The sequence below is a fragment of the Paraburkholderia sp. D15 genome (assembly GCF_029910215.1).
Taxonomy (GTDB): Bacteria; Pseudomonadota; Gammaproteobacteria; order Burkholderiales; family Burkholderiaceae; genus Paraburkholderia.
The window spans coordinates 3,382,588-3,406,856 of sequence record NZ_CP110395.1; the positions used below are offsets into that span (position 1 = coordinate 3,382,588).

The 24,269-nt window shown below is 63.8% G+C and carries 22 protein-coding genes; 3 read left to right on the top strand and 19 right to left on the bottom strand.

The genetic code is table 11. The annotated features are described in order from the left end of the window. Positions 1–22: 22 nt before the first annotated feature. On the bottom strand, positions 23–1,207 hold the full coding sequence (locus LFL96_RS14590; protein ID WP_280995923.1) for a PA0069 family radical SAM protein: 1,185 nt from the start codon (positions 1,205–1,207) through the stop codon (positions 23–25). A 130-nt stretch (positions 1,208–1,337) separates the two neighbouring features. Continuing rightward, the gene (locus LFL96_RS14595) at positions 1,338–1,826 is read right to left on the bottom strand and encodes an Lrp/AsnC ligand binding domain-containing protein (protein ID WP_007180908.1); all 489 of its coding nucleotides are present in this window, start codon (positions 1,824–1,826) and stop codon (positions 1,338–1,340) included. Between the two features lie 168 nt (positions 1,827–1,994). Between LFL96_RS14595 and LFL96_RS14600 the strand changes: the two genes are divergently transcribed. Next, the gene (locus tag LFL96_RS14600) at positions 1,995–3,281 is read left to right on the top strand and encodes a D-amino acid dehydrogenase (RefSeq protein ID WP_280995924.1); all 1,287 of its coding nucleotides are present in this window, start codon (positions 1,995–1,997) and stop codon (positions 3,279–3,281) included. A 129-nt stretch (positions 3,282–3,410) separates the two neighbouring features. Here LFL96_RS14600 and LFL96_RS14605 read toward each other — a convergent pair whose 3' ends face one another. From LFL96_RS14605 to LFL96_RS14630, 6 genes are all read right to left on the bottom strand, one after another. Beyond that, positions 3,411–5,201, bottom strand: coding sequence for an acyl-CoA dehydrogenase (locus LFL96_RS14605; protein ID WP_280995925.1), 1,791 nt, complete (start codon positions 5,199–5,201; stop codon positions 3,411–3,413). A gap of 118 nt (positions 5,202–5,319) precedes the next feature. Next, entirely contained in the window at positions 5,320–6,255 is a 936-nt protein-coding gene (locus LFL96_RS14610) for an FAD-binding protein (RefSeq protein WP_280995926.1), read from the bottom strand. A gap of 111 nt (positions 6,256–6,366) precedes the next feature. Next, complete coding sequence (locus LFL96_RS14615; protein WP_280995927.1) at positions 6,367–7,116, bottom strand: electron transfer flavoprotein subunit beta/FixA family protein; 750 nt, start codon at positions 7,114–7,116, stop codon at positions 6,367–6,369. Between the two features lie 306 nt (positions 7,117–7,422). After that, positions 7,423–8,220 carry a MetQ/NlpA family ABC transporter substrate-binding protein gene (locus LFL96_RS14620; protein WP_280995928.1) on the bottom strand — a complete coding sequence of 266 codons (798 nt, stop codon included), beginning with the start codon at positions 8,218–8,220 and terminating at the stop codon, positions 7,423–7,425. Between the two features lie 92 nt (positions 8,221–8,312). After that, positions 8,313–8,966 carry a methionine ABC transporter permease gene (locus tag LFL96_RS14625; RefSeq protein WP_280995929.1) on the bottom strand — a complete coding sequence of 218 codons (654 nt, stop codon included), beginning with the start codon at positions 8,964–8,966 and terminating at the stop codon, positions 8,313–8,315. Continuing rightward, positions 8,956–9,990, bottom strand: a complete 1,035-nt coding sequence (locus LFL96_RS14630) for a methionine ABC transporter ATP-binding protein (RefSeq protein ID WP_280995930.1) — start codon at positions 9,988–9,990, stop codon at positions 8,956–8,958. The genes LFL96_RS14625 and LFL96_RS14630 overlap by 11 nt, the downstream gene beginning before the upstream one ends. Positions 9,991–10,234: 244 nt before the next feature. Between LFL96_RS14630 and LFL96_RS14635 the strand changes: the two genes are divergently transcribed. Further along, positions 10,235–11,218 carry an alpha/beta hydrolase gene (locus LFL96_RS14635; protein WP_280995931.1) on the top strand — a complete coding sequence of 328 codons (984 nt, stop codon included), beginning with the start codon at positions 10,235–10,237 and terminating at the stop codon, positions 11,216–11,218. Positions 11,219–11,360: 142 nt separating this feature from the next. On the opposite strand, the gene LFL96_RS14640 is transcribed toward LFL96_RS14635, so the two are convergent. Then, positions 11,361–12,164: an enoyl-CoA hydratase gene (locus tag LFL96_RS14640; protein WP_280995932.1), complete on the bottom strand. Its 804-nt coding sequence runs from the start codon at positions 12,162–12,164 to the stop codon at positions 11,361–11,363. 165 nt (positions 12,165–12,329) lie between these two features. Then, complete coding sequence (locus LFL96_RS14645) at positions 12,330–13,253, bottom strand: histone deacetylase family protein (protein ID WP_280995933.1); 924 nt, start codon at positions 13,251–13,253, stop codon at positions 12,330–12,332. 285 nt (positions 13,254–13,538) lie between these two features. Between LFL96_RS14645 and mltB the strand changes: the two genes are divergently transcribed. After that, a complete protein-coding gene (gene mltB / locus LFL96_RS14650) occupies positions 13,539–14,753 on the top strand; it encodes a lytic murein transglycosylase B (protein WP_280995934.1) in 1,215 nt (404 codons plus the stop codon). Positions 14,754–14,914: 161 nt separating this feature from the next. On the opposite strand, the gene cysM is transcribed toward mltB, so the two are convergent. From cysM to rpsA, 9 genes are all read right to left on the bottom strand, one after another. Next, positions 14,915–15,817, bottom strand: coding sequence for a cysteine synthase CysM (cysM, locus tag LFL96_RS14655; protein ID WP_280995935.1), 903 nt, complete (start codon positions 15,815–15,817; stop codon positions 14,915–14,917). Between the two features lie 338 nt (positions 15,818–16,155). Continuing rightward, positions 16,156–16,521 carry a helix-hairpin-helix domain-containing protein gene (locus tag LFL96_RS14660; RefSeq protein ID WP_280995936.1) on the bottom strand — a complete coding sequence of 122 codons (366 nt, stop codon included), beginning with the start codon at positions 16,519–16,521 and terminating at the stop codon, positions 16,156–16,158. A 77-nt stretch (positions 16,522–16,598) separates the two neighbouring features. Next, positions 16,599–17,591 (bottom strand): ADP-glyceromanno-heptose 6-epimerase, encoded by a 993-nt coding sequence (gene rfaD, locus LFL96_RS14665; protein WP_280995937.1) that lies wholly within the window; start codon positions 17,589–17,591, stop codon positions 16,599–16,601. A gap of 108 nt (positions 17,592–17,699) precedes the next feature. Continuing rightward, positions 17,700–18,716 (bottom strand): D-glycero-beta-D-manno-heptose-7-phosphate kinase, encoded by a 1,017-nt coding sequence (rfaE1, locus tag LFL96_RS14670; RefSeq protein WP_280995938.1) that lies wholly within the window; start codon positions 18,714–18,716, stop codon positions 17,700–17,702. Next, positions 18,682–20,085, bottom strand: a complete 1,404-nt coding sequence (locus tag LFL96_RS14675; protein ID WP_280995939.1) for a UDP-glucose/GDP-mannose dehydrogenase family protein — start codon at positions 20,083–20,085, stop codon at positions 18,682–18,684. Before LFL96_RS14675 ends, rfaE1 begins: the two co-directional genes overlap by 35 nt. A gap of 195 nt (positions 20,086–20,280) precedes the next feature. Further along, complete coding sequence (gene lapB / locus LFL96_RS14680) at positions 20,281–21,456, bottom strand: lipopolysaccharide assembly protein LapB (protein WP_280995940.1); 1,176 nt, start codon at positions 21,454–21,456, stop codon at positions 20,281–20,283. Positions 21,457–21,579: 123 nt separating this feature from the next. Beyond that, positions 21,580–21,873: a LapA family protein gene (locus LFL96_RS14685; RefSeq protein WP_281000763.1), complete on the bottom strand. Its 294-nt coding sequence runs from the start codon at positions 21,871–21,873 to the stop codon at positions 21,580–21,582. A 291-nt stretch (positions 21,874–22,164) separates the two neighbouring features. Then, the gene (locus tag LFL96_RS14690) at positions 22,165–22,488 is read right to left on the bottom strand and encodes an integration host factor subunit beta (protein ID WP_007180889.1); all 324 of its coding nucleotides are present in this window, start codon (positions 22,486–22,488) and stop codon (positions 22,165–22,167) included. Positions 22,489–22,509: 21 nt separating this feature from the next. Beyond that, positions 22,510–24,243 (bottom strand): 30S ribosomal protein S1, encoded by a 1,734-nt coding sequence (gene rpsA / locus LFL96_RS14695; RefSeq protein ID WP_280995941.1) that lies wholly within the window; start codon positions 24,241–24,243, stop codon positions 22,510–22,512. Positions 24,244–24,269: the final 26 nt, after the last annotated feature.

Genomic DNA, 24,269 nt, shown 5'->3' on the forward strand with positions numbered 1-24,269 from the left:
GCCTGCCCAGCCGCGCACAAAGCTAGAAAAGATCCAACTGCGGATCGTCTCGCGCGGCCGCCGCGGGACGTGACGAATGCGGCGGCCCCGACGGATCGAGGCGGCGAAAATGCGACATATCCAGAATGCCGCGATCGCGCCGATTCAATCCCAACCGGGCCGCTGCATTGCGAAAACGCTGCCGCAACAGATCCGCCCACAAGCCCTCGCCCTTCATGCGCGTGGCGAAATTCGAGTCGTAGTCTTTGCCACCCCGCATATCGCGCACGCGACTCATCACCCGATCGGCCCGATCGGGAAAATGCGCGGCCAGCCAGTCCTTGAACAGCGGCGCGACTTCCCACGGCAAACGCAGCACGATGTAGCTCGCGTTGCTCGCACCGGCTTCCGCGCACGCCTCCAGCACCCGCTCCATGTCCGGTTCCGTCACGAACGGAATGACCGGCGCAATGCTCACGCCGACCGGAATGCCCGCCTCGCTCAGCGTGCGAATGGCGCGTAATCGACGCGACGGCGTAGCGGCACGCGGCTCCAGCGTGCGCGCGATGTCCGCGTCGAGCGTGGTGATCGTGATGGCGGCCATGAACTGCCCGCGCGCCGCCATTGGCGCAAGCAGATCGAGATCGCGTTCGATCAGCGACGACTTGGTGATCGCCGCGAACGGCTGCTGACGTTCGCTGAGCACTTCGATAACGCGCCGGGTGAGCCGCAACTCCCGCTCCACGGGTTGCCACGCGTCGGTATTCACGCCGAGCGCGATCGGTTCCGGCACATAGGATTGCTTCGACAACTCGCGTTCGAGCAATTCCGGCGCATTGATCTTCGCGTAGATACGGCTTTCGAAGTCGAGCCCCGGCGACAAGCCTAAATAACTATGTGTGGGCCTCGCAAAGCAATAGATGCAACCGTGCTCGCACCCGCGATAGGGATTCAGCGACACGCCAAAAGGAATGTCCGGCGACGCATTGCGCGTGAGAATGGTCTTCGCGCGCTCCTCGAAAACCTGCGTGCGCAGGACTTTGGGTTGGCCGTCGTCATCTTCCGATGTCGTGACCGTCAGCCAGCCGTCGTCCACCGCTTCGCGCTGGTCGACTTCGTAGCGGCCTTGCAGATTCGTCACCGCGCCGCGCCCCTTGCGTGGCGCAGGCGGCGCGATCGGATACTCGGGCGCGGAGTCGAAGTCGGGGTCAGGGGCAGGGGCGGTCACGGCTGGAATCAGGCAAAGCACGGCAATAAAAAACAGCAGCGCCAACAAAAAACGGCGCCAAACACCTGTATAAATATACAGTGTTTACGCCGTTTGTCGAGCCCTGCCCAGCCGTCAAACCATGCGCTTCTTAATCCCCGACCGCGATCGTCAGCGTCTCCTTGATTTCCTCCATCACCACATAGCTCTTCGACTGCACGGCGCCGGGAAGCTGCAACAGGATGTCGCCGAGCAGCTTCCGGTAATCGGCCATCTCGCCGATGCGCGCCTTGATCAGATAGTCGAAGTCACCCGACACCAGATGGCACTCCAGCACCTCGGGGATCTTCTGCACCTCGCGGCGGAACTGGTCGAACATGTTGCCGCTTTTGTGATCCAGCGTGATCTCGACGAACACCAGCAGCGCCGCACCGAGCTCGGCCGGATTCACGCGTGCGTGATAGCCGGTGATCACGCCGTCGCGCTCCATCCGCTTGACCCGCTCGATGCACGGCGTGACCGACAGCCCGACCTGCTCCGCGAGGTCTTTCATGGCCATCCGGCCGTCCTGCTGCAACAGCCGCAGGATCTTGTGATCGAGCTTATCGAGAGCCCGGACCGGCTGACGCTGTGTTCGCATGGTGTATTTGCTGAAAATCCTGAAAATACGATAACAAAACCTACCTGACTGTTAATAGTATAGCGGTTAACACTGGGCGACCCGCGTTACACCTCGTGAATCGAACGAATTCCAACGAATCCGCGAGCGCAGCGCCCTTCAACCTCTATTGAATCTGTCGGAGCAGTTATGCGAGTCGTCGTTTTGGGCAGTGGCGTCGTCGGGGTGACCAGCGCGTATTACCTGGCGCGTGCCGGTCACGAAGTGACCGTCATCGATCGCGAGGCCGGCCCGGCGCTCGAAACCAGCTTTGCCAATGCCGGCCAGATCTCGCCGGGCTACGCGTCGCCGTGGGCCGCGCCGGGCGTGCCGTTGAAAGCGGTCAAATGGATGTTCCAGAAGCACGCGCCGCTGGCGATCCGCCTCGACGGCACGCAATTCCAGCTGCAATGGATGTGGCAGATGCTGCAGAACTGCACGTCGTCGCGTTACGCGGTGAACAAGGGCCGCATGGTGCGCCTCGCCGAATACAGCCGCGACTGCCTGCAGGCGCTGCGCGCCGAAACCGGCATCCAGTACGAAGGCCGCACCGGCGGCACGCTGCAGGTGTTCCGCACGCAGCAGCAGTTCGAAGGCGCCGCCAAAGACATCGCCGTGCTGCAGGAAGCCAACGTGCCGTACGAATTGCTGTCGGCGGCCGAACTCGCGCAAGCCGAGCCGGCGCTCGCCGCGGTATCGCACAAGCTGACCGGCGGCCTGCGCCTGCCGGGCGACGAAACCGGCGACTGCCAGATGTTCACCACGCGCCTCGCCGCGCTGGCCGAACAACTGGGCGTGAAATTCCGCTACAACACGCCGATCGATTCGCTGGCGATGGCGGGCGACCGCATCGCGGGCGTGCAATGCGGCAGCGAACTGGTGCGCGCCGATTCGTTCGTGGTCGCGCTGGGTTCGTACTCGACGAAGTTCCTCTCGGGTCTCGTGAAGATTCCGGTGTACCCGCTCAAGGGTTATTCGATCACCGCGCCGATCGTCAACGAAGCGGCTGCGCCCGTGTCGACCGTGCTCGACGAGACCTACAAGATCGCGATCACGCGTTTCGACGACCGGATTCGCGTCGGCGGGATGGCGGAGATCGTCGGCTTCGACAAGTCGCTGCGCCAGGCGCGCCGCGAAACGCTGGAATTGTGCGTGAACGATCTGTTCCCGGGCGGCGGCGATACGTCGAAGGCCAGTTTCTGGACCGGATTGCGCCCGATGACGCCGGACGGCACGCCGATCGTCGGCCGCACGCCGGTCGCGAATCTGTTCCTGAACACGGGTCACGGCACGCTCGGCTGGACCATGTCGTGCGGGTCGGGCCAGTTGCTGGCCGACGTGATGTCGGGCAAGCAGCCGGCGATCAAGGCGGACGATCTGTCCGTGCACCGCTATCTCGGCGAGACCGGTGGCGCGCATCGTCCGGCTTACGCCTGAGGCCGAGCCGGCACACCCAGGCAACGCAAAAGCAAAAGCGCCCCGTGGGGCGCTTTTTTTTCATACCTGATCCGGACTAAATAAAGCAGGCTGAGCGCCGAGCCGCCCCGACGCTTGCCGCCCATCCGGTCAGAACTGATCGTCCGACAACGCCAGCACACCCTCGCCGCCCTTCGCGCTGACAATCGATGCCTCCAGCGCCGATGCGAGCGGCAACACATGCTCCGCGTAGAACTGCGCGGTCGCGATCTTCGCGCCGTAGAACGACGGATCCTCGTCGCGCTTCTTCGCGGCCACCAGCAACGCACGCGCCATCTGCCAGCCGCCGAGCACGACGCCCGCGAGCTTCAGATACGGCACGCTGCCCGCGAACACCGCGTTCGGATCGCCCTTGGTGTTCGCCACCACGAAATCGACTGCCGCGCTCAATGCCGCGTGACCTTGCGCCAGATACTTTTTCATCGAATCGAACGCCGGAGCTTGCTGCACGCCAAGCGCTTCGACGGTTTGCGCCACTTCGGCGAGCAGCGCCTTCGCGACCTTGCCGCCGTCGCGCAGCGTCTTGCGGCCGATCAGATCGTTCGCCTGAATCGCGGTCGTGCCTTCGTAGATCGGCAGGATGCGGGCGTCGCGGTAATACTGCGCCGCGCCGGTTTCCTCGATGAAGCCCATGCCGCCGTGCACCTGAACGCCGAGGCTGGTGACGTCGATCGACAGTTCGGTGCTCCAGCCCTTCACGATCGGCACGAGAAATTCGTAGATCGCCTGATGCTGGGCGCGAGTGGCGTCGTCCGGACGACGATGCGCGATGTCGCAATGCGCGGCCGCCACGTACGCGAGCGCGCGCGATGCCTCGGTCAGACCGCGCATCGTCGCGAGCATGCGGCGCACGTCCGGATGCTGGATGATCGCCACCGACTGTTTCGCGGAACCATCCACCGGACGGCTTTGCACGCGGTCCTTCGCATACGCGACCGCCTTCTGGTACGCACGGTCCGACACGCCGACGCCTTGCATGCCGACCGCGAAACGCGCGGCGTTCATCATGATGAACATGTATTCGAGGCCGCGATTTTCCTCGCCGATCAGATGACCGATCGCGCCGCCGTGATCGCCGAATTGCAGCACCGCGGTCGGGCTCGCCTTGATGCCGAGCTTGTGTTCGATCGACACGCAATGCACGTCGTTGCGCGCACCGAGCGAGCCGTCTTCATTGACGAGAAACTTCGGCACGATGAACAGCGAAATGCCCTTCACGCCTTCGGGTGCGTTCGGCGTGCGCGCCAGCACGAGATGGGCGATGTTCTTCGCCATGTCGTGTTCGCCCCACGTGATGAAAATTTTCGTGCCGAACAGCTTGAACGAACCATCGCCTTGCGGCTCGGCACGCGTGCGGACCAGCGCGAGATCGGAACCGGCCTGCGGCTCGGTGAGGTTCATCGTGCCGGTCCATTCGCCGGAAATCAGCTTGGGCACATAGGTTTGTTTCTGCGCTTCGGTGCCGGCGGTCAGGAGCGCCTCGATCGCGCCATCGGTCAGCAGCGGACACAGCGCGAACGACAGGTTCGACGCGTTGAGCATTTCGACGCAAGGCGTCGCGATCAGCTTCGGCAGGCCCTGGCCTTCGTATTCGGCCGGATGCTGCACGCCTTGCCAGCCGCCTTCGGCGAATTGACGGAACGCGTCCTTGAAGCCCGGCGTCGCGGTGACGACACCGTCTTTCCAGCTGCTCGGATTGCGATCGCCTTCGACATTCAGCGGCGCCAGCACCTCGCCGCACAGTTTCGCCGATTCGTCGAGCACGGCCGCAGCCGTGTCGAAGTTAGCGTCTTCGAAGCCTGGCAGCGTCGCGATGTCGTCGAGACCGGCCAGTTCTTTCATCACGAACAACATGTCCTTGATGGGCGCTGTGTAACTCATATCAGTTCTCCTCCTGTCTTCGATACAAAAAAAGGGCGCTGGACTTGATGGGTCCCGCGCCCTTTCGCTTTTTCTTTCGCTGCCAGACGCCTCGACGGCGTCGTGGCCATTGGCCGAGTTAGCCGAGTTCGCTAACGAGTTCCGGCACGACCGTGAACAGATCGCCCACCAGACCGTAATCGGCCACGCTGAAGATCGGCGCTTCCGGATCCTTGTTGATCGCGACGATCACCTTCGAATCCTTCATGCCGGCCAGATGCTGGATCGCACCCGAGATGCCCACGGCGACGTACAGCTGCGGCGCGACGATCTTGCCGGTCTGGCCGACCTGGTAGTCGTTCGGCACGAAGCCCGCGTCGACCGCCGCGCGCGAGGCGCCCAGCGCCGCGTTCAGCTTGTCCGCCAGCGGCTCCAGCACCTTCGTGTAGTTCTCGCCGTTGCCCAGGCCCCGGCCGCCCGAGACGATGATCTTCGCCGAGGTCAGTTCCGGACGGTCCAGCTTCGTCACCTCACGGCTCACGAACGACGAGATGCCGCTGTCCGCCGCCGCCTCGATCTTCTCGACCGCTGCGCTGCCGCCTTCGGCCGCGACGGCGTCGAAACCGGTCGAGCGGACCGTGATGACCTTGATCGGGTCAGCCGATTGCACCGTCGCGATCGCGTTGCCCGCGTAGATCGGACGCTCGAACGTGTCGGCGGAATCCACCGCGGTTATGTCGCTGATCTGCGCGACGTCGAGCTTCGCCGCGATACGCGGGGCGATGTTCTTGCCGTAGGCCGTGGCCGGCGCGAGGATATGCGAGTAATCCTTCGCGATGTTCAGCACCGTCGCCTCGACGTTTTCCGCGAGGCCGGCTTCGAGTTGCGGCGCGTCGGCCAGCAGCACTTTCGACACGCCGGCGATCTTCGCCGCCGCATCCGCCGCGGCTTGCGCGTTGTGGCCTGCCACCAGCACGTGGACATCGCCGCCAATCTTCTGTGCCGCTGCGATCGTGTTCAGCGTCGCGGCCTTGATCGACGCGTTGTCGTGTTCTGCAATTACCAGATTCGTCATTTCATCAGTCTCCTGTCGACCAGAGTTAGCGCTTTAGCGCTTACTCTGGTCCCATGCAAAGCTGTCGATCAGAGTTAGCGCTTCAGCGCTTACTCTGATCCCATGCGGCGCTTACAGCACCTTGGCTTCGGTCTTCAGCTTTTCGACCAGCGTCTTCACGTCCGGCACCTTCACACCAGCGGAGCGCTTGGGCGGCTCGACGACTTTCAGCGTCTTCAGGCGCGGCGCGACATCAACGCCGAGGTCTTCCGGCTTGATCGTTTCCAGCGGCTTTTTCTTCGCCTTCATGATGTTCGGCAGCGTCACGTAGCGCGGCTCGTTCAGGCGCAGATCGGTCGTCACCACCGCGGGCAGCGTCAGCGACAGCGTTTCCGCACCGCCGTCCACTTCGCGCGACACCGTCGCCTTGCCGTCGGCCACCACCACCTTCGACGCGAACGTGGCCTGCGGCAGGTTCGCCAGCGCGGCGAGCATCTGGCCGGTCTGGTTCGAATCGTCGTCGATGGCCTGCTTGCCGAGGATCACCAGTTGCGGCTGTTCCTTGTCGACCAGCGCCTTCAGCAGCTTGGCAACCGCCAGCGGCTGCAGCTCTTCGTTCGACTCGATCAGGATCGCGCGGTCCGCGCCGATCGCCAGCGCGGTGCGCAGCGTTTCCTGCGATTGCGCGACACCCGCCGACACGGCGATCACTTCGGTCGCCACGCCCGCTTCCTTCAGGCGCACGGCTTCTTCCACCGCGATTTCGTCGAACGGATTCATCGACATCTTCACGTTCGCGATGTCGACACCCGTGCCGTCCGATTTGACTCGAACCTTCACGTTGTAATCGACCACTCTCTTCACTGGCACCAGGATTTTCATGCACACGCTCCAAAGTTACGAATACGTCAACCCAGCGAACATTATAGCGACTGCCCTCACGGCAGCCGGTTCGCGGGCGCTCTAGCAGGAGGATATCGCTCCCCAGCGGCGTGACGGCAATAACGAACGATCGTTCTATTTTAATCTCGAAAAAACCCGGGTGGCAACCCCGGGTTCCGACTCACGACTCTAAATCCGTATTGCCGTCCTGTCTTACTACTGATGAACTACTGCGTTCGGGTTACTGCGAACGAGGGTTGCCGGCTCCTGGACCACCCTCCGCGGGCCGTCATCCGCGGGCCGCCATCACCACGCGGTGATCACCGAACCGCCGAACTTCGTCGCCACGAACTGCTTCACTTCCGGCGAGTGATAGGCGGCGACCAGTTTCGCGACCCACGGCTTGTCCTTGTCCTCGGCACGGATCGCGATGATGTTCACGTACGGACCCTTCGGGTCCTCGGCTGCGATCGCGTCCTTCTTCGGGTTCAAGCCGGCTTCCATCGCGAAGTTGGTGTTGATCGCGGCCGCGTCCACGTCGTTCAGCGAGCGCGGAATCTGCGCGGCGTCGAGTTCGACGATCTTCAGCTTCTTCGGGTTATCGACGATATCGAGCGGCGTCGCCTTCAGGCCCGCGTCGGCGCGCAGCTTCAGCAGACCCTGCTTCTGCAGCAGCAGCAATGCGCGGCCGCCGTTGGTCGGGTCGTTCGGCACGGCGATCTTCGCACCCGGTTGCAGCTCGGCCAGCGACTTCAGCTTCTTCGAATAGATGCCCATCGGGTAAGTGACCGTATCGGCGATGCGGATCAGCTTGTAGCCGCGGTCCTTCACCTGCGCCTGCAAGTACGGGTCGTGCTGGTAGCTGTTCGCGTCCAGATCGCCGGCGGCGAGCGCGGCGTTCGGCTGCACGTAGTCGGCGAACTCGACGATCTTGATGTTCAGGCCGTTCTTCGCGGCGACCGTCTTCACGACTTCCATGATCTGCGCGTGCGGACCGCCGGTGACGCCGACCTTGATGGTGTCTTCGGCGTACGCCGCATTGGCGGCGAACGCGGAGGCGGCGCCGAGCAGCGCGGCGAGCTTGAGAACCAAACGACGTTGCATGATGAACCCCTGGTCGATCTGTTGATTTGTTGATCTGTCATAGCAGGCCGCGATGACCCGCGCGGCTGCTTCTGCTGGCCTTTTACCTGTCTTTACTTATGGCTCAAACGACGCACGAGCCAATCCCCGAACGACTGCACCAGTTGCACGAAGACGATCAGGATCACGACGACCGTCAGCATCACTTCCGGCAGAAAACGCTGATACCCGTAGCGGATGCCGAGATCGCCCAGCCCGCCGCCGCCGATCGCACCGGCCATCGCCGAATAGCCGACCAGCGACACGAAGGTGATCGTCAACCCGGCGACCACACCCGGCAGCGATTCCGGCAACAGCACCTTGAAGACGATCTGGCTGGTGGTCGCGCCCATCGCCTGCGCGGCTTCGATCAATCCGCGATCGACCTCGCGCAGCGCGGTTTCCACCAGCCGCGCGATGAACGGCGCCGCGGCGATCGTCAGCGGCACCACGGCGGCGGCCGTGCCGATCGACGACCCCACCACCAGACGCGTGAACGGAATCACCGCGACCAGCAGGATGATGAACGGCGTCGAGCGCACCGCGTTGACGATCACCCCCATCACACGATTCACCGCGACGTTTTCCAGCACGCCCTGACGGTCGGTCAGGTACAGCAGCACGCCGAGCGGCAAGCCCACCACGGCGCCGACCAGTCCGGAAATGCCCACCATCACGAGCGTTTCCCAGAACGACTGGACGAACATATCGAACATTTCACTCAACATACGAGAGCTCCTCCACCACCACACCCTGTTCGCGCAGATACGTCAGCGCCTGCGCCACCTTCGCCGGTTCGCCGCCCGCGAGCACCGCGAGCGAGCCGAACGCCTGCCCCTGGATCTCGTCGATCTGGCCGTGCAGGATGTTGAAGTCGAGTTCGTAGCGGCGGATCGTTTCCGACAGGATCGGCTGGTCGACGCCCGAGCCGGTGAACGCGAGCCGCAGCAAATGGCCGCTGCCCGTCTTCAGCCGTTCGGCGACGCGCGCCTTCAGCGCGGGCGGCAGCTCCTGCGCGATCACGTCGCCGATCAGCGCGCGCGTGACTTCGTGATGCGGTTGCAGGAACACGTCGATCACCTTGCCTTCCTCGACGACGCGGCCCGCGTCGAGCACCGCGACGCGATCGCAGACCTGCTTGATCACGTCCATCTGGTGCGTGATCAGCACGATGGTCAGGTTCAGCTCGCGGTTGATGCGCTTGAGCAGATCGAGAATCGCGCGGGTGGTTTCGGGGTCGAGCGCGGAAGTCGCCTCGTCGGAGAGCAGCACTTTCGGTTTGCTCGCCAGTGCGCGCGCAATGCCCACGCGCTGCTTCTGGCCGCCGCTGATCTGCGCCGGATAGCGGTCCTTCTGCGCCGACAGGCCGACCAGTTCGAGCAGCGGCAGCACGTTCGCCTCGATCTCGTCGCGCTTCATGCCGGCCAGTTCGAGCGGCAGCGCGACGTTGCCGTACACGGTGCGCGACGACAGCAGGTTGAAATGCTGGAAGATCATGCCGATCTCGCGGCGCGCTTCGCGCAGTTGCGCGGCGGGCAGCGTGGTCAGATCGCGTCCATTGACGACGATATTGCCTTCCGACGGACGCGTCAGCAGGTTGAGCGTGCGCACCAGCGTGCTCTTGCCCGCGCCGCTGCGGCCGATGATGCCGAACACCTCGCCCGCCGGAATCGACAGGTTGACGTTGTGCAGCGCCTCGACCCAGCCCCGGGGTCCGGCGAAACGCTGGGAGATATTGCGTATTTCGATCATGGAAAAACGAAACGGCGGAGTCTGTCGGCGAGCGTTGTGCGCTCCCGGCAAGCGGCCGCCGTTGCTTTTATTGGGATTTGAGGCCGCAATTCTACCGCAGCGTCGTCATTCCCTTTAATAATCAATTGCGAGCTTTTTATAACCTCAAAGCATTAGAGGCATGCCCGGTTCGCCGCGCTCGCGTACGGCGTGTCGCTGCGACTATGATCGGGCGAACAAAATCAGGATAGGCGAGGCAGCGGCCATGGAGACATCCCAACGCGACGAGCGCGTCGGCGTGGAGCAGAAAACGAGCGGCGCTGGCGCGACGCACGACGCGAGCTGGCTGGACCCAACGAATAACGTCGCACGGCGTGGCTCGGTGAGCACCGCCGACGGCGTGACGCTGCCGCTGTACCGCTGGCCACCCGCCACCTCGGCCACCTCCGCCACTTCCCCCACCTCCATTACGCCATTTCGCGCGACGGTCGCGCTGATCCACGGTCTGGCCGAGCACGCCGGACGTTACGCCGCGCTGGCCGCGCGCCTCAACGCAGCCGGTATCGAACTGGTGGCGATCGATCTGCGCGGCCACGGCGGCGCGCCCGGCAAGCGCGCCTACGTCAATCGTTTCGACGACTATCTGCTCGACGCGCAGGCGCTGCTCGACGCCGCCTCGCAAAGCGGCGCCCCACTCTTCTTGATGGGTCACAGCATGGGCGGCGCGGTCGCCGCGCTGTACGCGATCGAACGGCTCGGCGCAAGCGGGCGGCGCGTCGACGGCTTGATCCTGTCGAGTCCCGCGCTCGCGCCCGGCCGGGACGTGCCGCGCTGGATGCTCGCGCTGAGCCAGCTGATCAGCCGTCTGTGGCCGACCTTCCCGGCGATGAAAATCGATGCGGCATCGCTCTCGCGCGTCGAAGCGGTCGTGAACGCGAATCGCAACGACCCGCTCGTGCATCACGGCGCGATTCCGGCGCGCACCGGCGCCGAGCTGCTGCTGGCGATGGCGCGTATCGAACGTGGCCGTGCAGGATTGCGGGTGCCGCTGCTGGTGTATCACGGCACGTCCGACAAGCTCACCGAACCCGACGGCAGCCGCGCATTCGGGCAGCACGCGGGGTCGCCGGATAAAACGCTCACGCTGTACGAAGGCAGCTATCACGAATCGATGAACGACCTCGATCGGGATCGGGTGATCGGCGCGCTGGTCGAGTGGATCGGGAAACGGGCGCAGCGGATGGATTAAGCGGTGCAAATAGCGCAGACGGCCGGAGGTGGCCGGAGACGGCCGGAGGTGGCCGCTCGGCGCGATGCGCGTGGTTCACATGATGCACGTCAACGATCGCACGCCGCCGGGTATCGGCGAGGTGGCGTCCGTGAGGCGCGCCTCACCGCTGCCACTCAGGCGGCCGTTTGTCGATAAACGCCTGCACGCCTTCCAGCGCCGAGTCGTCCATCATGTTGCAGGCCATCGTCTGGCCGGCGAGTTGATACGCGGCCTCGATGCCCATCTCCAGTTGCCGATAGAACAGCCCCTTGCCCGCGCTCACCGCTTCCATCGGCTTCGCGCAGATGCTCGTGGCAAGGCGCGCGACTTCCGCGTCCAATGCGTCGGCAGGCGTCACGCGGTTCACGAGACCTTGCTGCTTCGCTTCGGCGGCATCGATGAAATCGCCGGTCAGCAGCATCTCCAGCGCCGCCTTGCGCGACAGGTTGCGCGACAGCGGCACCGAAGGCGTCGCGCAGAAGAGCCCGAGGTTCACGCCCGACACCGCGAAGCGCGCCGTATCGGCCGCGACCGCGAGATCGCACATGGCGACGAGCAGGCAGCCGGCCGCGGTGGCGATTCCCTGCACACGCGCGATTACCGGTTGCGGCATGCGCTGGACCGTCATCATCAGTTTCGTGCAGCGCGCGAACAGCGCCTGGTAGTACGCGAGCGACGGCGCCGCACGCATTTCCTTCAGGTCATGTCCCGCGCAGAACGCGCGACCCGCGCCGGCGATCACCACCACCCGCGCCTGCGACGATTGCGCGATCCCGGCCAGCGCTGTCTGCAAGGCGTCGAGCAAGGCCTCGGACAGCGCGTTGAACGCACCGGGCCGGTTCATCGTCACGCGCACGACGCCCGGCACGCCGTACGCGTCATGTTCGATCTCGACAAGGGATGCGGTGAGCGCGTCGGCGTTCATGGTTCGTTCCTCGATGTTGATGCGAAGGCCGGGCGCGGGATGGACTCGTCGCGTTGGCGGCCGAGGCGCGGCCCGGTCTGATCGATGTTGCATGCGGTGACTGCTGAAACCGCTGTGCCCGCTATGCCGCCGTACCTGCCGTTCGCGGCACCGGCGCGGCGCCGCTCAAATCCCCGCCAGCGCCCGCACGTGCGCGACCACGCTGCGGCCCAGCGCCGACAGGTTGTAGCCGCCCTCGAGACAACTGACGATGCGCCCGCGCGCATAGCGCTTCGCGACTTCGCGCATCTGATCGGTGATCCACGCGTAGTCGTCCTCGACGAGCCCCATGTTGCCCAGATCGTCCTCGCGATGCGCGTCGAAACCTGCCGAGATGAACAGCATCTCCGGCTTGAATTCATGCAGACGCGGCAGCCACAGCATGTCGACCACCTCGCGCACTTCCATGCCTTTCGAACGCGCCGCCATCGGCACGTTGCACATGTTCGACGCCTGGTTGTCCGCGCCGCTGAACGGATAGAACGGATGCTGGAAGATGCTGCACATCAGCACCCGCGCGTCGCCCGAAAATGCCGCCTCGGTGCCGTTGCCGTGATGCACGTCGAAGTCGATGATCGCGACCCGCTCGAGGCCATGCACATCGAGCGCATGACGCGCGGCGATCGCGATGTTGTTGAAGAAGCAGAAGCCCATCGCGCGCGCGGGCTCCGCGTGGTGACCCGGCGGCCGTACGCTGCAGAACGCGTTGTCGTAGCGGCCTTCGATCACTGCGTCAGTCGCGGCCACCGCGGCGCCGGCCGCGCGCAACGCGGCCTGCCAGGTGTGCGGATTCATCGACGTGTCGGGATCGATCTCCGCGAGGCCCGAGGCGGGCGAACGCTCGCGGATGTATTCGACATGCGCCTGCGTATGCACGCGCAGCAGCGCGGCTTCGTCGGCGAGCGGCGGCGACTCGCGCTCGATCAGCGCGTCGATGCGGCTCGCGATCAGTTGATCTTCGATCGCCTGCAAACGCGCGGGACATTCGGGATGCCATTGCCCCATATCGTGCAGCAGACAGTCGGCGTGGGAATAGAAGCCTGTTGCCATGATTCTCTTGCGCGGCGCGAACGAAGCGCGCCGCGTGTGTCTCCATCCAGGGGTGCGCGCCCCCGGCGCGCCAACGTCTAGCAACTTACCACACGACATGGGTATGACGCGTGCGCCACAGTTTTGCGGAAGGCGTCGGGTATACTGCCCGAACCGTTTTTCCCCGTCTCTCGCGCCCCGCGCCTTCAGCTCCTTCAGCTCACTATGACCGTCAAGTTTGCTCTGTCTGCACGCACCCGGCTACGCACACGAAGCGTCGCCGCCGCACTCTCCGTCGCATCGTGCATGTTCATGGCAACCAGTCCGGCGCACGCGCAAAGCGCCGTCCGGAAAGCGCCGGTGCAGCTCGCGCAGAGTCAGCCGCAACCCGCCGTGCCGCAAGGGCAGACTTTCGAGGAAGAGATCGTTCCGCAGCGTTACGCGAACAATCCCGCGGTCGATGCGTTCATCAACGACATGGTCGCGCGCTACGACTTCGATCCGGATGCGCTGCATGCGCTGTTCTCGCACGTCAGCTATTCGGCGACCGCGGTGAAGCTGGTGACGCCGTCGCCCTCGCCGTCGGTGAAGAACTGGCGCGTGTATCAATCGCGTTTCCTCGACCAGATCCGCATCAACGCCGGCGTGCGCTTCTGGCGCGCGAACCAGGCCACGCTGCAACGCGCGTACGAGGAGTTCGGCGTGCCGCCGGAAGTGATCGTCGGCATTATCGGCGTCGAAACGATCTACGGACGCTTCATGGGCAACTTCCGGGTGCTCGACGCGCTGACCACGCTCAGCTTCGATTATCCGGGCACCGCCAATCGCGCGGATCGTCAGGCGACCTTCCGCAAGAATCTCGAAGACTACCTGGTGTGGACGCGCGATTCGCAGATCGATCCGACCACCGTGCTCGGCTCCTATACCGGCGCGATCGGCATTCCGCAGTTCCTGCCGAGCAGCATCGTGCAGTACGCGGTGAGCTACGACGGCAACAAGCAGATCGACCTGCGCACGAACCAGGCGGATGCGATCGGCAGCGTCGCGAACTATCTGCGGCAGAACGGCTGGGAGAGCGGCCGTCCGGTCGTGTGGAAGATCGGTTCGGACGCCGGCAGCCTCGGCGTCGCGCAGGCCGCCGCCGACGGTCAGCCGGAACCGCACTGGCCACTCGACCAGTTGCTGCGCGCCGGGCTGTTGCTGAACGAGCAGAACGTCGACGTCGCGGCGGAAGCCAGCACACCGGTGACGGTAGTGGATCTGCCGTCGCCGGGACGCGGTACCGAGTACATGCTGGGGTTGAAGAACTTCTACGTGTTGACGCGTTATAACCGCAGTTTCTTTTATGCGCTCGCGGTGTATCAACTCGGTCAGCGTGTGAAAGCGCAGATGGAAGCGACCGATGCGGTGAATGCGGTGAATGCGGTGAATGGCGGCGGTAACGGCAATGGCGCGAGCAACGGCGGCAATGGCGGCAATGGTGGCAATAGCGCCGCGGCGCCGGGAGCGGCTTCGCAATAAGGTTTCACGGCAAGGCTTTGCATTGATTCGCCACAGCGCGCGATCACGCGGGCACAGACAGAAAAACGCCGGTCCTTTTCATCGAAAGGACCGGCGTTTTTGTCTGTGCTCGTACAGCGGGGCAGTCAAGCCTCAAACATCAAGCGTCAAGCGTCAAACGCTCAAGCCGGAAACACCCCGGTCGACAGATACCGGTCGCCACGATCGCACACGATGAACACGATCGTCGCATTCTCGACCTGCCGTGCGATTCGCAGCGCCACTTCGCACGCGCCGCCCGACGAGATGCCGGCGAAGATGCCTTCCACCGACGCCATGCGCCGCACCATCGCTTCCGCCGCGGCCTGGCTCACGTTCTCGACGCGATCCACCCGGCTACGGTCGAAGATCTTCGGCAGATACGCTTCCGGCCATTTGCGGATGCCAGGAATACGCGAACCTTCCTCGGGTTGCGCGCCGACGATTTCGATCGCCTGGTTCTGCTGCTTCAGATACGTGGACACGCCCATGATCGTGCCGGTCGTCCCCATCGACGAAACGAAGTGCGTGATGCGCCCTTCCGTATCGCGCCAGATTTCCGGGCCCGTGGTTTCGACGTGCGCGGCCGGATTGTCCGGGTTCGCGAACTGATCGAGGATGATGCCCTTGCCTTCGCGCTGCATCTGCTCGGCGAGGTCGCGTGCGTATTCCATGCCGCCCGTCACCGGCGTCAGGACGATCTGCGCGCCGTACGCCGCCATGCTCTGACGGCGCTCCACCGACAGATCTTCCGGCATGATCAGCACCATCTTGTAGCCGCGGATCGCGGCGGCCATGGCGAGCGCGATGCCGGTGTTGCCGCTGGTCGCTTCGATCAGCGTGTCGCCCGGCTTGATGCGGCCGCGCGCTTCCGCCTTCTTGATCATGGACAGCGCAGGACGATCCTTCACCGACCCGGCGGGATTGTTGCCCTCGAGCTTCGCCAGAATCACGTTGTTGCGGCTGCGGATCTCGTCGTCGGGAAGCCGGACGAGTTGCACGAGCGGGGTATTGCCGATCGTGTCTTCAATCGTTTTGTAAGCCATGTCGTTTGTCGTGCCGTCGCTGCGCAGTGTCTTGAATCCATCGATTCTAAACCACCATGCCTGCCGTTGCCGTGCGTCCCTGCTGTCTGAATGGGTGAAGGCATCAATACCTGCGCATATTCATCCAGCGCGCATTGAACGCCCACGTCATATGTAAAACCCACTCTCGCCGCGTCATGCCCAAACGCAAAAAGCCCGCGGCTGAGCACCGCGGGAGCCAGTCATCTGCATGACAGCTGAAGGAGTGTCAGGGACAACTCCGACCACGAGAGGCGAAACAGGCGGGCAAGCCGCGCGCACGAATCAGGAAAGACGCGCGCGACCTGCGCTGGCCCGGGCTATCTTTTCACCGCCACGGTAGCGTTGGACCTGGCCGCATTGGCCGGAACGGCCGCGCCTTTGGTCTGTGCAGACGCCGCAGCCTGCGCGTTAGCAGCCGCGCCAGCCGGACCGACAGCGAGACCCTCCGCCTGCAGGCGCTCGACGGTATGCCCGCCCATGCCTTTGACGCGTTTGCCGAGATCCGCCGGGTCCTTGAATGGACCATGCGCTGTACGCTCATCGAGAATGGCTTTCGCCTTGGCCGGCCCGATGCCCTTGATACCGCGAAGCGCATCTTCGTTCGCGGTGTTGACGTCGACCGACGCGTACGCGTGGCCGAAAGCGGCAAGCATCGCCGCGCTAATGAGAATTTTTCGAAACATATGGAATCTCCCTCGTACAACCGGTCGGCGCTCATCACCAACCGGGAGACTCCAGTTTAGATAGATGTCCGGACTAATTACACCTGGCCGAATAGCCAACGCACGTAGCGATCGACGCCTTCCTGCACGCTCAGGAACGGCGCGTCGTAGCCGGCCGCGCGCAGCTTCGACTGATCGGCCTGCGTGAAGCACTGGTACTTGCCGCGCAATGCGTCGGGGAACGGAATGTACTCGATCAGCCCACGCTGCACCTGGTCCGCGAGCGACAGCGCCGGCTCGTTGTTCAGCGCGCGCAGCGTGTTGACCACCGTGCTCGCGATGTCGTTGAACGGCTGCGCGCGGCCGCTACCCAGGTTGAAGATGCCCGACTTGTCCGGATGGTCGTAGAAGAACAGATTGACCTTCACCACGTCTTCGATCGACACGAAATCGCGCGTCTGCTCGCCTGCCGCATAGCCGTTGTACTCGCCGAACAGCTTGACCTTGCCTTCCGCGCGGAACTGGTTGAAGTTGTGAAACGCCACCGACGCCATGCGCGCCTTATGCGTCTCACGCGGCCCGTACACGTTGAAGTAACGGAAACCGGCAATCTGGCTTTTCGCGGTGGGCAACACGCGGCGGACCACCTGATCGAACAGGAATTTCGAATAGCCGTATACGTTCAGCGGCTGCTCGACCTCGCGCTCCTCGACGAAGCGGCTCGACCCGCCGTAAGTCGCCGCCGACGACGCATACAGGAACTGGATGTTCTGCGCGAGGCACACATCGAGCACGTCGCGGCTATAACGGAAGTTGTTTTCCATCATGTAGCGGCCGTCGGTTTCCATCGTGTCCGAGCAGGCGCCTTCGTGGAAAATCGCGCGCACCTTGCCGAAGTCGCCGCGCTTGAAGCGCTCGACGAAGTCGGTCTTGTCGAGGTAATCGTCGATCTCGCAGTCGACCAGGTTCTTGAACTTGTCGGCGCGCGTGAGATTGTCGACGGCGATGATGCGCTGTTCGCCGCGCTCGTTGAGCGCCTTGACGAGATTGCTGCCGATAAAGCCGGCCGCGCCGGTGACGATGACGGTCATGATGATCCTGCCGTAGTTGATCCAGCGATGGTGAGGTTCAGCCGACGCCCCGCGAATCCCCGCGCCGCGCCGCTCGGGGGCGCGAGGCGAGCGATCCGGCGGGCCGCGTCAATGAAAGAGTTCGTCGTAATCGACGGTGGCCGTGCCCAGTTTGCCGACCACGATGCCGGCCGCGCGATTCGCGAGCCCGACCGCGTCGACGAGCGTGAGACCCGCGCCCAGCATGGCCGCGAGCGTCGCGATCACGGTGTCGCCGGCGCCCGAAACATCATACACTTCGCGCGCAACCGCCGATGCGTGCAGGATGCCGTCGTCGGAGAAGAGCGTCATGCCTTCTTCCGAGCGCGTCAGCAGCAGCGCCTTGAATTGCAGGTCGGCGCGCAGTTTCGTCACGCGTGCGAGCAGGTCTTCCTCGGACTTCCACTGCCCGACCACTTCGCGCAATTCGGCGCGGTTCGGCGTGATCAGCGTGGCGCCGCGATAGCGCTCCCAGTCGTCGCCCTTCGGATCGACCAGCACGGCCTTGCCCGCCGCGTGCGCCTTCGCGATCATCTGCGTGACGTGGGTGAGGCCGCCCTTCGCGTAATCGGACATCAGGATCACGTCGTGCGACGGCAGCAGCTCGTCGAAGCGTGCGAGACCCGCGAGCAGCACTTCATGCGCGGGCGAGTTCTCGAAGTCGACGCGCAGCAACTGCTGCTGGCGCGACAGCACGCGCAGCTTGATCGTGGTGAGCAAGGCCGGATCGCGTTCCAGATGCGGCGTCACGCCGCTTTCGCCGAGCAACTGCACGATGCGCTCGCCGGGTTCGTCATGACCGACCACGCACAGCAGCCCGGCCTGCGCGCCGAGCGCGACCGCGTTGCGCGCGACGTTCGCCGCGCCGCCCAGACGATCTTCCTGGCGCTGCACGTGCACGACCGGCACTGGCGCTTCCGGCGAGATACGGTTCACGTCGCCGAACCAGTAGCGGTCGAGCATCACGTCGCCGACCACCAGCACGCGCGCCGCGGCAAGCTGCGCGCGCGGCACCGCGATGAGCGCCGGCGCGGGCGTGTTCGCCGAGCCGGCGGCGGTTTCGGACAGGGTCTCAGACATCGGCCGGAAGTTCAGAGGGTTGGGCATAAGGGCGTCCAATCGAGTGATAGTCGATGCCGATCTCGGTCATCGCGTCCGGTTCGTACAGGTTGCGGCCGTCGAAAATCAGCGGCGTCTTCAGCACCGATTTCAGATGCGCGAAATCCGGGCTCTTGAATTCCTTCCATTCGGTGACGATCACCAGCGCATCCGCGCCGGTCAGCGTTTCGTCCTGCGTGCCGGCGAAGGTCAGACGCGCGAGCTGCTCCGGCGCGTCGTGCAGATCGAGCGCGAACACGCGGCGCGCCTCGGCGACCGCGACCGGATCGTACGCGCGCACCTGCGCGCCGCGCGCCAGCAGTTCCGCGATCACGCGACGGCTCGGCGCCTCGCGCATGTCGTCGGTATTCGGCTTGAATGCGAGGCCCCAGACCGCGAACGTGCGGCCGCTCAGGTCGTTGCCGAGCTTCGCCGTGACCTTGTCGACCAGCACGTCCTTCTGCTTGTCGTTCACGTGCTCGACCGCTTCGAGAATGCGCAGCGGATGACCGCTTTCGCTCGCGGTGCGGATCAGCGCCTGCACGTCCTTCGGGAAGCACGAACCGCCGTAGCCGCAACCGGCATACAGGAAGTGATAGCCGATGCGCGGGTCCGAACCGATGCCGCGCCGCACCGCTTCGATATCGGCGCCGACGCGATCCGCCAGGTTCGACATTTCGTTCATGAACGAAATGCGCGTGGCGAGCATCGCGTTGGCCGCGTATTTGGTGAACTCGGCCGAACGCACGTCCATGTAGAGCGTGCGCTCGTGATTGCGGTTGAACGGCGCGTACAGACGCTTCATCAGCTCGCGGGCCTTTTCGCCGGACGCGTCTTCGTCGCTGCCGATCACGATGCGATCGGGTCGCATGAAGTCGTCGACCGCCGCGCCTTCCTTCAGGAATTCGGGATTCGACACCACCGAGAAGCGATGCTGCTCGCTGGCCGACAGCCCGCGTTTGGCCAGCTCCTCCTCGACCACCGCGCGCACCCGCTGCGCGGTGCCGACCGGCACCGTCGACTTGTCGACGATCACCTTGAAGCCGTTCATCGTGCGGCCGATGTTGCGCGCCGCCTCGAGCACGTATTGCAGATCGGCCGAGCCGTCTTCGTCGGGCGGCGTGCCGACGGCGATGAACTGCACGTCGCCGTGTTTGACGCTCGCCTCGATATCGGTGGAAAACGTGATGCGGCGCGCCGCGCGCGTGCGGTTGATGATCTCCAGCAGCCCCGGCTCGTGGATCGGCACGCCGCCGTTGTTGAGGATGTCGATCTTGCGCGGATCGACGTCGAGACAGAACACGTCGTGGCCGATTTCGGCGAGACACGCGCCAGTGACGAGACCCACATAGCCCGTGCCGATAATGGTGATTTTCATACGCTTTCCGGTAGAAGGTTCCGGTGATGATTCCCGGCGATGAAGCCGGTCATGAACTCGTTGCGATTCGTGGCCGCCCGCGCGCCGGTGCCGGCGCGATGTGCGAGACGTTGCGGCCGCGCGGCCCTTTCGACGGGCCCGGTTGCGCGATACGCGGTACGCCCACGCTTTAACCCTGGCGCGGCGGCCGTGGCGTCAGCTCGACGCGTTGATCGGTTCGACGCGACGCGGCGCATAGGTTTCCCAGCCGCTGCAACCGGGGCACTGCCAGTAGAAAAGCCGCGCCCTGAAACCGCAATTCTGGCACGTATACCGTGGCAGATTTTTGGTGCGCTGACGGATCAGCGTGCGCATCAGTTCGAGCTCGCTGCGGCGCGGTTCTTCCGCGACGGCCTGCTGTGCTTCGAGCAAACGCGTCATGCCGGCCAGATTCGGCGACTTCTGCATTTGCGAGCGCGCGAGCGCATGCGCAGCGTCCGGTCCGCGCAGCGACGCGACGTGCTGATACGCGACATCGAGCAGATCGTTGGTCGGATAGCGATCGACCCACGTGGTCAGCAGGTCCGCGCCGTCCTGCGGCCGGCCGAGCGCCTCGTAGGCCTTCATCAGTTTCTCCGCGACGAGCGGCAGATACGCCGGATTCTGCTCCTCGACCCGCCGCCATTGCGCGATCGCCGCTTCCTGCGCGCCGCCGGCCGCGTCGACGTCGCCGAACAGGATCGTCGCGCGGACGTTGGTCGCATTGGCCTTCAGCGCGAAGCAGAGCTGGCGGCGCGCCTCGTCGGGGTTTTTCTGCTGCAACGCTTCCTGGGCAAGCTCGCAATGGAACTGCGCGATTTCCTTGTCGAGCGATTCGGCACCCATCGTTTCCAGATGACGCGCGGTGTCGATCGACTTGATCCAGTCCTTCTCGATTTCGTAGATCGTCAGCAGCGCGCGTTGCGCACCGAGCGCGTAATCACCGGTTTCGAGCGCGCGGAAGGTTTCCTCCGCGCGGTCTAACAAACCCGCCTTCAGGAAGTCCTGGCCGAGTTCGTACAGCGCGTGGTCGCGCTCGGTGACCGGCAAGTCGGCGCGGCTCAGCAGATTCTGATGCACGCGGATCGCGCGGTCCGTTTCACCGCGGCGACGGAACAGGTTGCCCAGTGCGAAGTGCAATTCGACCGTTTCAGGATCGAGCTTGACGACTTCGATGAACGCGTCGATCGCCTGATCAGGCTGCTCGTTGAGCAGGAAATTCAGCCCGCGAAAATACGAACGCGGCAGGTTGGCGCTTTCGGACAGCAGCGTCTTGAGGTCGTAGCGCGCGGCCATCCAGCCGAACGCGAACGCGACGGGTATGACGAGCAGCCACCAGAAGTCTAGATCCATGCGATTGATGCTTATGTGCGGAGAGGCGGAACCGAAAAGGGCTACGGAAACGGCGACTAATACGGCGACTAATAACGCGACTAAAACGAAAAGCCGCGCTCGATCAGCGCGGCGTGGACACGATCAGATCAGTGGCGGCATGGGCGGTTGTTCGACCACGACCGGGGTTTCGCGCGCCACCCGCAATTCGCGCTTGAGCCGGCCGTTTTCCATGCGCAGGCGCACCATCGCCGGCAACGACGACACCAGCCCGGCCAGCAGCCCCACCACGAAGAACGCGAGGCCGATCAGGATCAACGGCGCCGACCATGCATAACCGGCGAGGAAATTCAGCGTAGCGCTTTGTGTATTGGAGAGCGCCAGCACCAGCAGCAGCACGAACACCAGTACACGGATCAGCCAGACGATAAATTTCATGAATAAGGTCTCTTGACGGCAGTTGCGGGGTGACGCCGGCTTGATGACGCGTCGCGCCACGGTGTTGCCCGCGCCGAAGTGACCCGTATTGTAATTGAAGCCCTCGCGGCTGGGCAGGAACTGGCGGAATGCGCATGCCGCATGCCTCGACAGCAAAACGCATGGACGAAAATACGGACAAAAACTGCGGACGAAAAAAAAGCGCCCGAAGGCGCTTTTTCTGGTCTTTTGCCGACTGGCTTTGGCCGCTGACGTTACCAATGCCACGCTGCAAACCACACAGCGGAACACTTACAGGTCGTCATCCGGCTCTTCGGCTTTCAGCGGCTCGCCCGCGCGACGATCCACCCGTTCGCGCAATTCCTTGCCCGGCTTGAAGTGCGGTACGTACTTCTCAGGTACCAGCACCTTCTCGCCCGACTTCGGATTACGCCCGACGCGGGAAGGACGACGGTTGAGGCCGAAGCTGCCGAAGCCGCGAATTTCGATGCGGTGGCCGTTGGCAAGCGCCTCCGACATCGCGTCGAGCATCGTCTTCACCGCGAAATCCGCATCTTTAAGAACAAGTTGCGGAAATCGCGTAGCCAGCTGGGCGACCAATTCCGATTTGGTCATACTGCAGCAGACCTCTCAGGCTTACTGGTTCTGGCCGTCGAGCTTGGCCTTCAGCAGCGCGCCGAGGTTCGTCGTGCCGGTAGCAGCCGCGCTCGAGTCCGACGAAGCCAGGCCGCGGATCGCTTCCTGTTGCTCAGCCGAATCCTTGGCCTTGATCGACAGGTTGATGCCACGCGACTTGCGATCGATGTTGATGATCATCGCGTTGACCTTGTCGCCTTCCTTCAGCACGTTGCGAGCATCTTCCACGCGGTCTTGCGCGATTTCCGAAGCGCGCAGGTAGCCTTCGACTTCCGTCGACAGCTGAACCACGGCACCCTTCGCGTCCACCGTCTTGACCACGCCGTCGACGATCGAACCCTTGTCGTTCATGGCAACGAAGTTGCTGAACGGGTCGCCTTCGAGCTGCTTGATACCCAGCGAAATGCGTTCCTTCTCGACGTCGATGCCGAGAACGATCGCTTCCACTTCGTCGCCCTTCTTGTACTTGCGAACCGCTTCTTCGCCCGTTTCCGACCACGACAGATCCGACAGGTGAACCAGACCGTCGATGCCGCCCGGCAGACCGATGAAGACGCCGAAGTCGGTGATCGACTTGATTGCGCCTTGCAGCTTGTCGCCCTTCTTGAAGTTGCGGCTGAAGTCGTCCCACGGGTTCGGCTTGCACTGCTTCATGCCGAGGCTGATACGGCGGCGGTCTTCGTCGATTTCCAGAACCATGACTTCGACTTCGTCGCCCAGTTGCACAACCTTCGACGGTGCAACGTTCTTGTTCGTCCAGTCCATTTCCGACACGTGAACCAGGCCTTCGATACCCGATTCGACTTCGACGAATGCGCCGTAGTCGGTGATGTTGGTGACCTTACCGAACAGGCGCGTGCCCGACGGATAACGGCGCGAGATGCCTTCCCACGGATCGTCGCCCAGTTGCTTGATGCCCAGCGAAACGCGGTTCTTCTCTTGATCGAACTTGAGGATCTTCGCGGTGACTTCCTGGCCAACCGACAGCACTTCGCTCGGGTGACGCACGCGACGCCATGCGATGTCGGTGATGTGCAGCAGGCCGTCGATACCGCCGAGGTCCACGAATGCGCCGTAATCCGTGATGTTCTTCACCACGCCTTCGACGATCGCGCCTTCCTTCAGCGTTTCGAGCAGCTTTGCGCGCTCTTCGCCCTGGGTCGCTTCGATCACCGCGCGGCGCGACAGCACCACGTTGTTACGCTTGCGGTCCAGCTTGATGACGCGGAATTCCAGCGTCTTGCCTTCGTACGGGGTCGTGTCCTTGACCGGACGCGTGTCGACCAGCGAACCCGGCAGGAACGCGCGGATGCCGTTGACCATCACGGTCATGCCGCCCTTGACCTTGCCCGTGATCGTGCCGGTCACGAGTTCGTTGTTGTCGAGAGCCTTTTCCAGCGACAGCCACGAAGCCAGACGCTTCGCCTTGTCGCGCGACAGGATCGTGTCGCCGTAGCCGTTTTCCAGCGCGTCGATCGCGACGGAAACGAAGTCGCCCGCCTGCACTTCTACCTCGCCCGCGTCATTCAGGAACTCTTCGAGCGGGATGTAGGCTTCGGACTTGAGACCAGCGTTGACGACCACGAAGTTGTGGTCGACACGCACGACTTCGGCGGAGATCACTTCGCCGGCGCGCATGTCTTGCTTGGTCAGCGACTCTTCGAACAGAGCCGCGAAAGATTCGGTATTCGGGGTAGAGGTTTGCAGGTCGGACATAAAAATCAAAATTTGCATGGTTCTCGCGGTGCCCGGCTGGCCGG

Bases quoted from the DNA above. Each gene is read 5' to 3' on its own strand.
- LFL96_RS14595 (WP_007180908.1), bottom strand. From the start codon at position 1,826: ATGCGAACACAGCGTCAGCCGGTCCGGGCTCTCGATAAGCTCGATCAC.
- LFL96_RS14600 (WP_280995924.1), top strand. From the start codon at position 1,995: ATGCGAGTCGTCGTTTTGGGCAGTGGCGTCGTCGGGGTGACCAGCGCG.
- LFL96_RS14605 (WP_280995925.1), bottom strand. From the start codon at position 5,201: ATGAGTTACACAGCGCCCATCAAGGACATGTTGTTCGTGATGAAAGAA.
- LFL96_RS14610 (WP_280995926.1), bottom strand. From the start codon at position 6,255: ATGACGAATCTGGTAATTGCAGAACACGACAACGCGTCGATCAAGGCC.
- LFL96_RS14615 (WP_280995927.1), bottom strand. From the start codon at position 7,116: ATGAAAATCCTGGTGCCAGTGAAGAGAGTGGTCGATTACAACGTGAAG.
- LFL96_RS14620 (WP_280995928.1), bottom strand. From the start codon at position 8,220: ATGCAACGTCGTTTGGTTCTCAAGCTCGCCGCGCTGCTCGGCGCCGCC.
- LFL96_RS14625 (WP_280995929.1), bottom strand. From the start codon at position 8,966: ATGTTGAGTGAAATGTTCGATATGTTCGTCCAGTCGTTCTGGGAAACG.
- LFL96_RS14630 (WP_280995930.1), bottom strand. From the start codon at position 9,990: ATGATCGAAATACGCAATATCTCCCAGCGTTTCGCCGGACCCCGGGGC.
- LFL96_RS14635 (WP_280995931.1), top strand. From the start codon at position 10,235: ATGGAGACATCCCAACGCGACGAGCGCGTCGGCGTGGAGCAGAAAACG.
- LFL96_RS14640 (WP_280995932.1), bottom strand. From the start codon at position 12,164: ATGAACGCCGACGCGCTCACCGCATCCCTTGTCGAGATCGAACATGAC.
- LFL96_RS14645 (WP_280995933.1), bottom strand. From the start codon at position 13,253: ATGGCAACAGGCTTCTATTCCCACGCCGACTGTCTGCTGCACGATATG.
- mltB (WP_280995934.1), top strand. From the start codon at position 13,539: ATGTTCATGGCAACCAGTCCGGCGCACGCGCAAAGCGCCGTCCGGAAA.
- cysM (WP_280995935.1), bottom strand. From the start codon at position 15,817: ATGGCTTACAAAACGATTGAAGACACGATCGGCAATACCCCGCTCGTG.
- LFL96_RS14660 (WP_280995936.1), bottom strand. From the start codon at position 16,521: ATGTTTCGAAAAATTCTCATTAGCGCGGCGATGCTTGCCGCTTTCGGC.
- rfaD (WP_280995937.1), bottom strand. From the start codon at position 17,591: ATGACCGTCATCGTCACCGGCGCGGCCGGCTTTATCGGCAGCAATCTC.
- rfaE1 (WP_280995938.1), bottom strand. From the start codon at position 18,716: ATGCCCAACCCTCTGAACTTCCGGCCGATGTCTGAGACCCTGTCCGAA.
- LFL96_RS14675 (WP_280995939.1), bottom strand. From the start codon at position 20,085: ATGAAAATCACCATTATCGGCACGGGCTATGTGGGTCTCGTCACTGGC.
- lapB (WP_280995940.1), bottom strand. From the start codon at position 21,456: ATGGATCTAGACTTCTGGTGGCTGCTCGTCATACCCGTCGCGTTCGCG.
- LFL96_RS14685 (WP_281000763.1), bottom strand. From the start codon at position 21,873: ATGAAATTTATCGTCTGGCTGATCCGTGTACTGGTGTTCGTGCTGCTG.
- LFL96_RS14690 (WP_007180889.1), bottom strand. From the start codon at position 22,488: ATGACCAAATCGGAATTGGTCGCCCAGCTGGCTACGCGATTTCCGCAA.
- rpsA (WP_280995941.1), bottom strand. From the start codon at position 24,243: ATGCAAATTTTGATTTTTATGTCCGACCTGCAAACCTCTACCCCGAAT.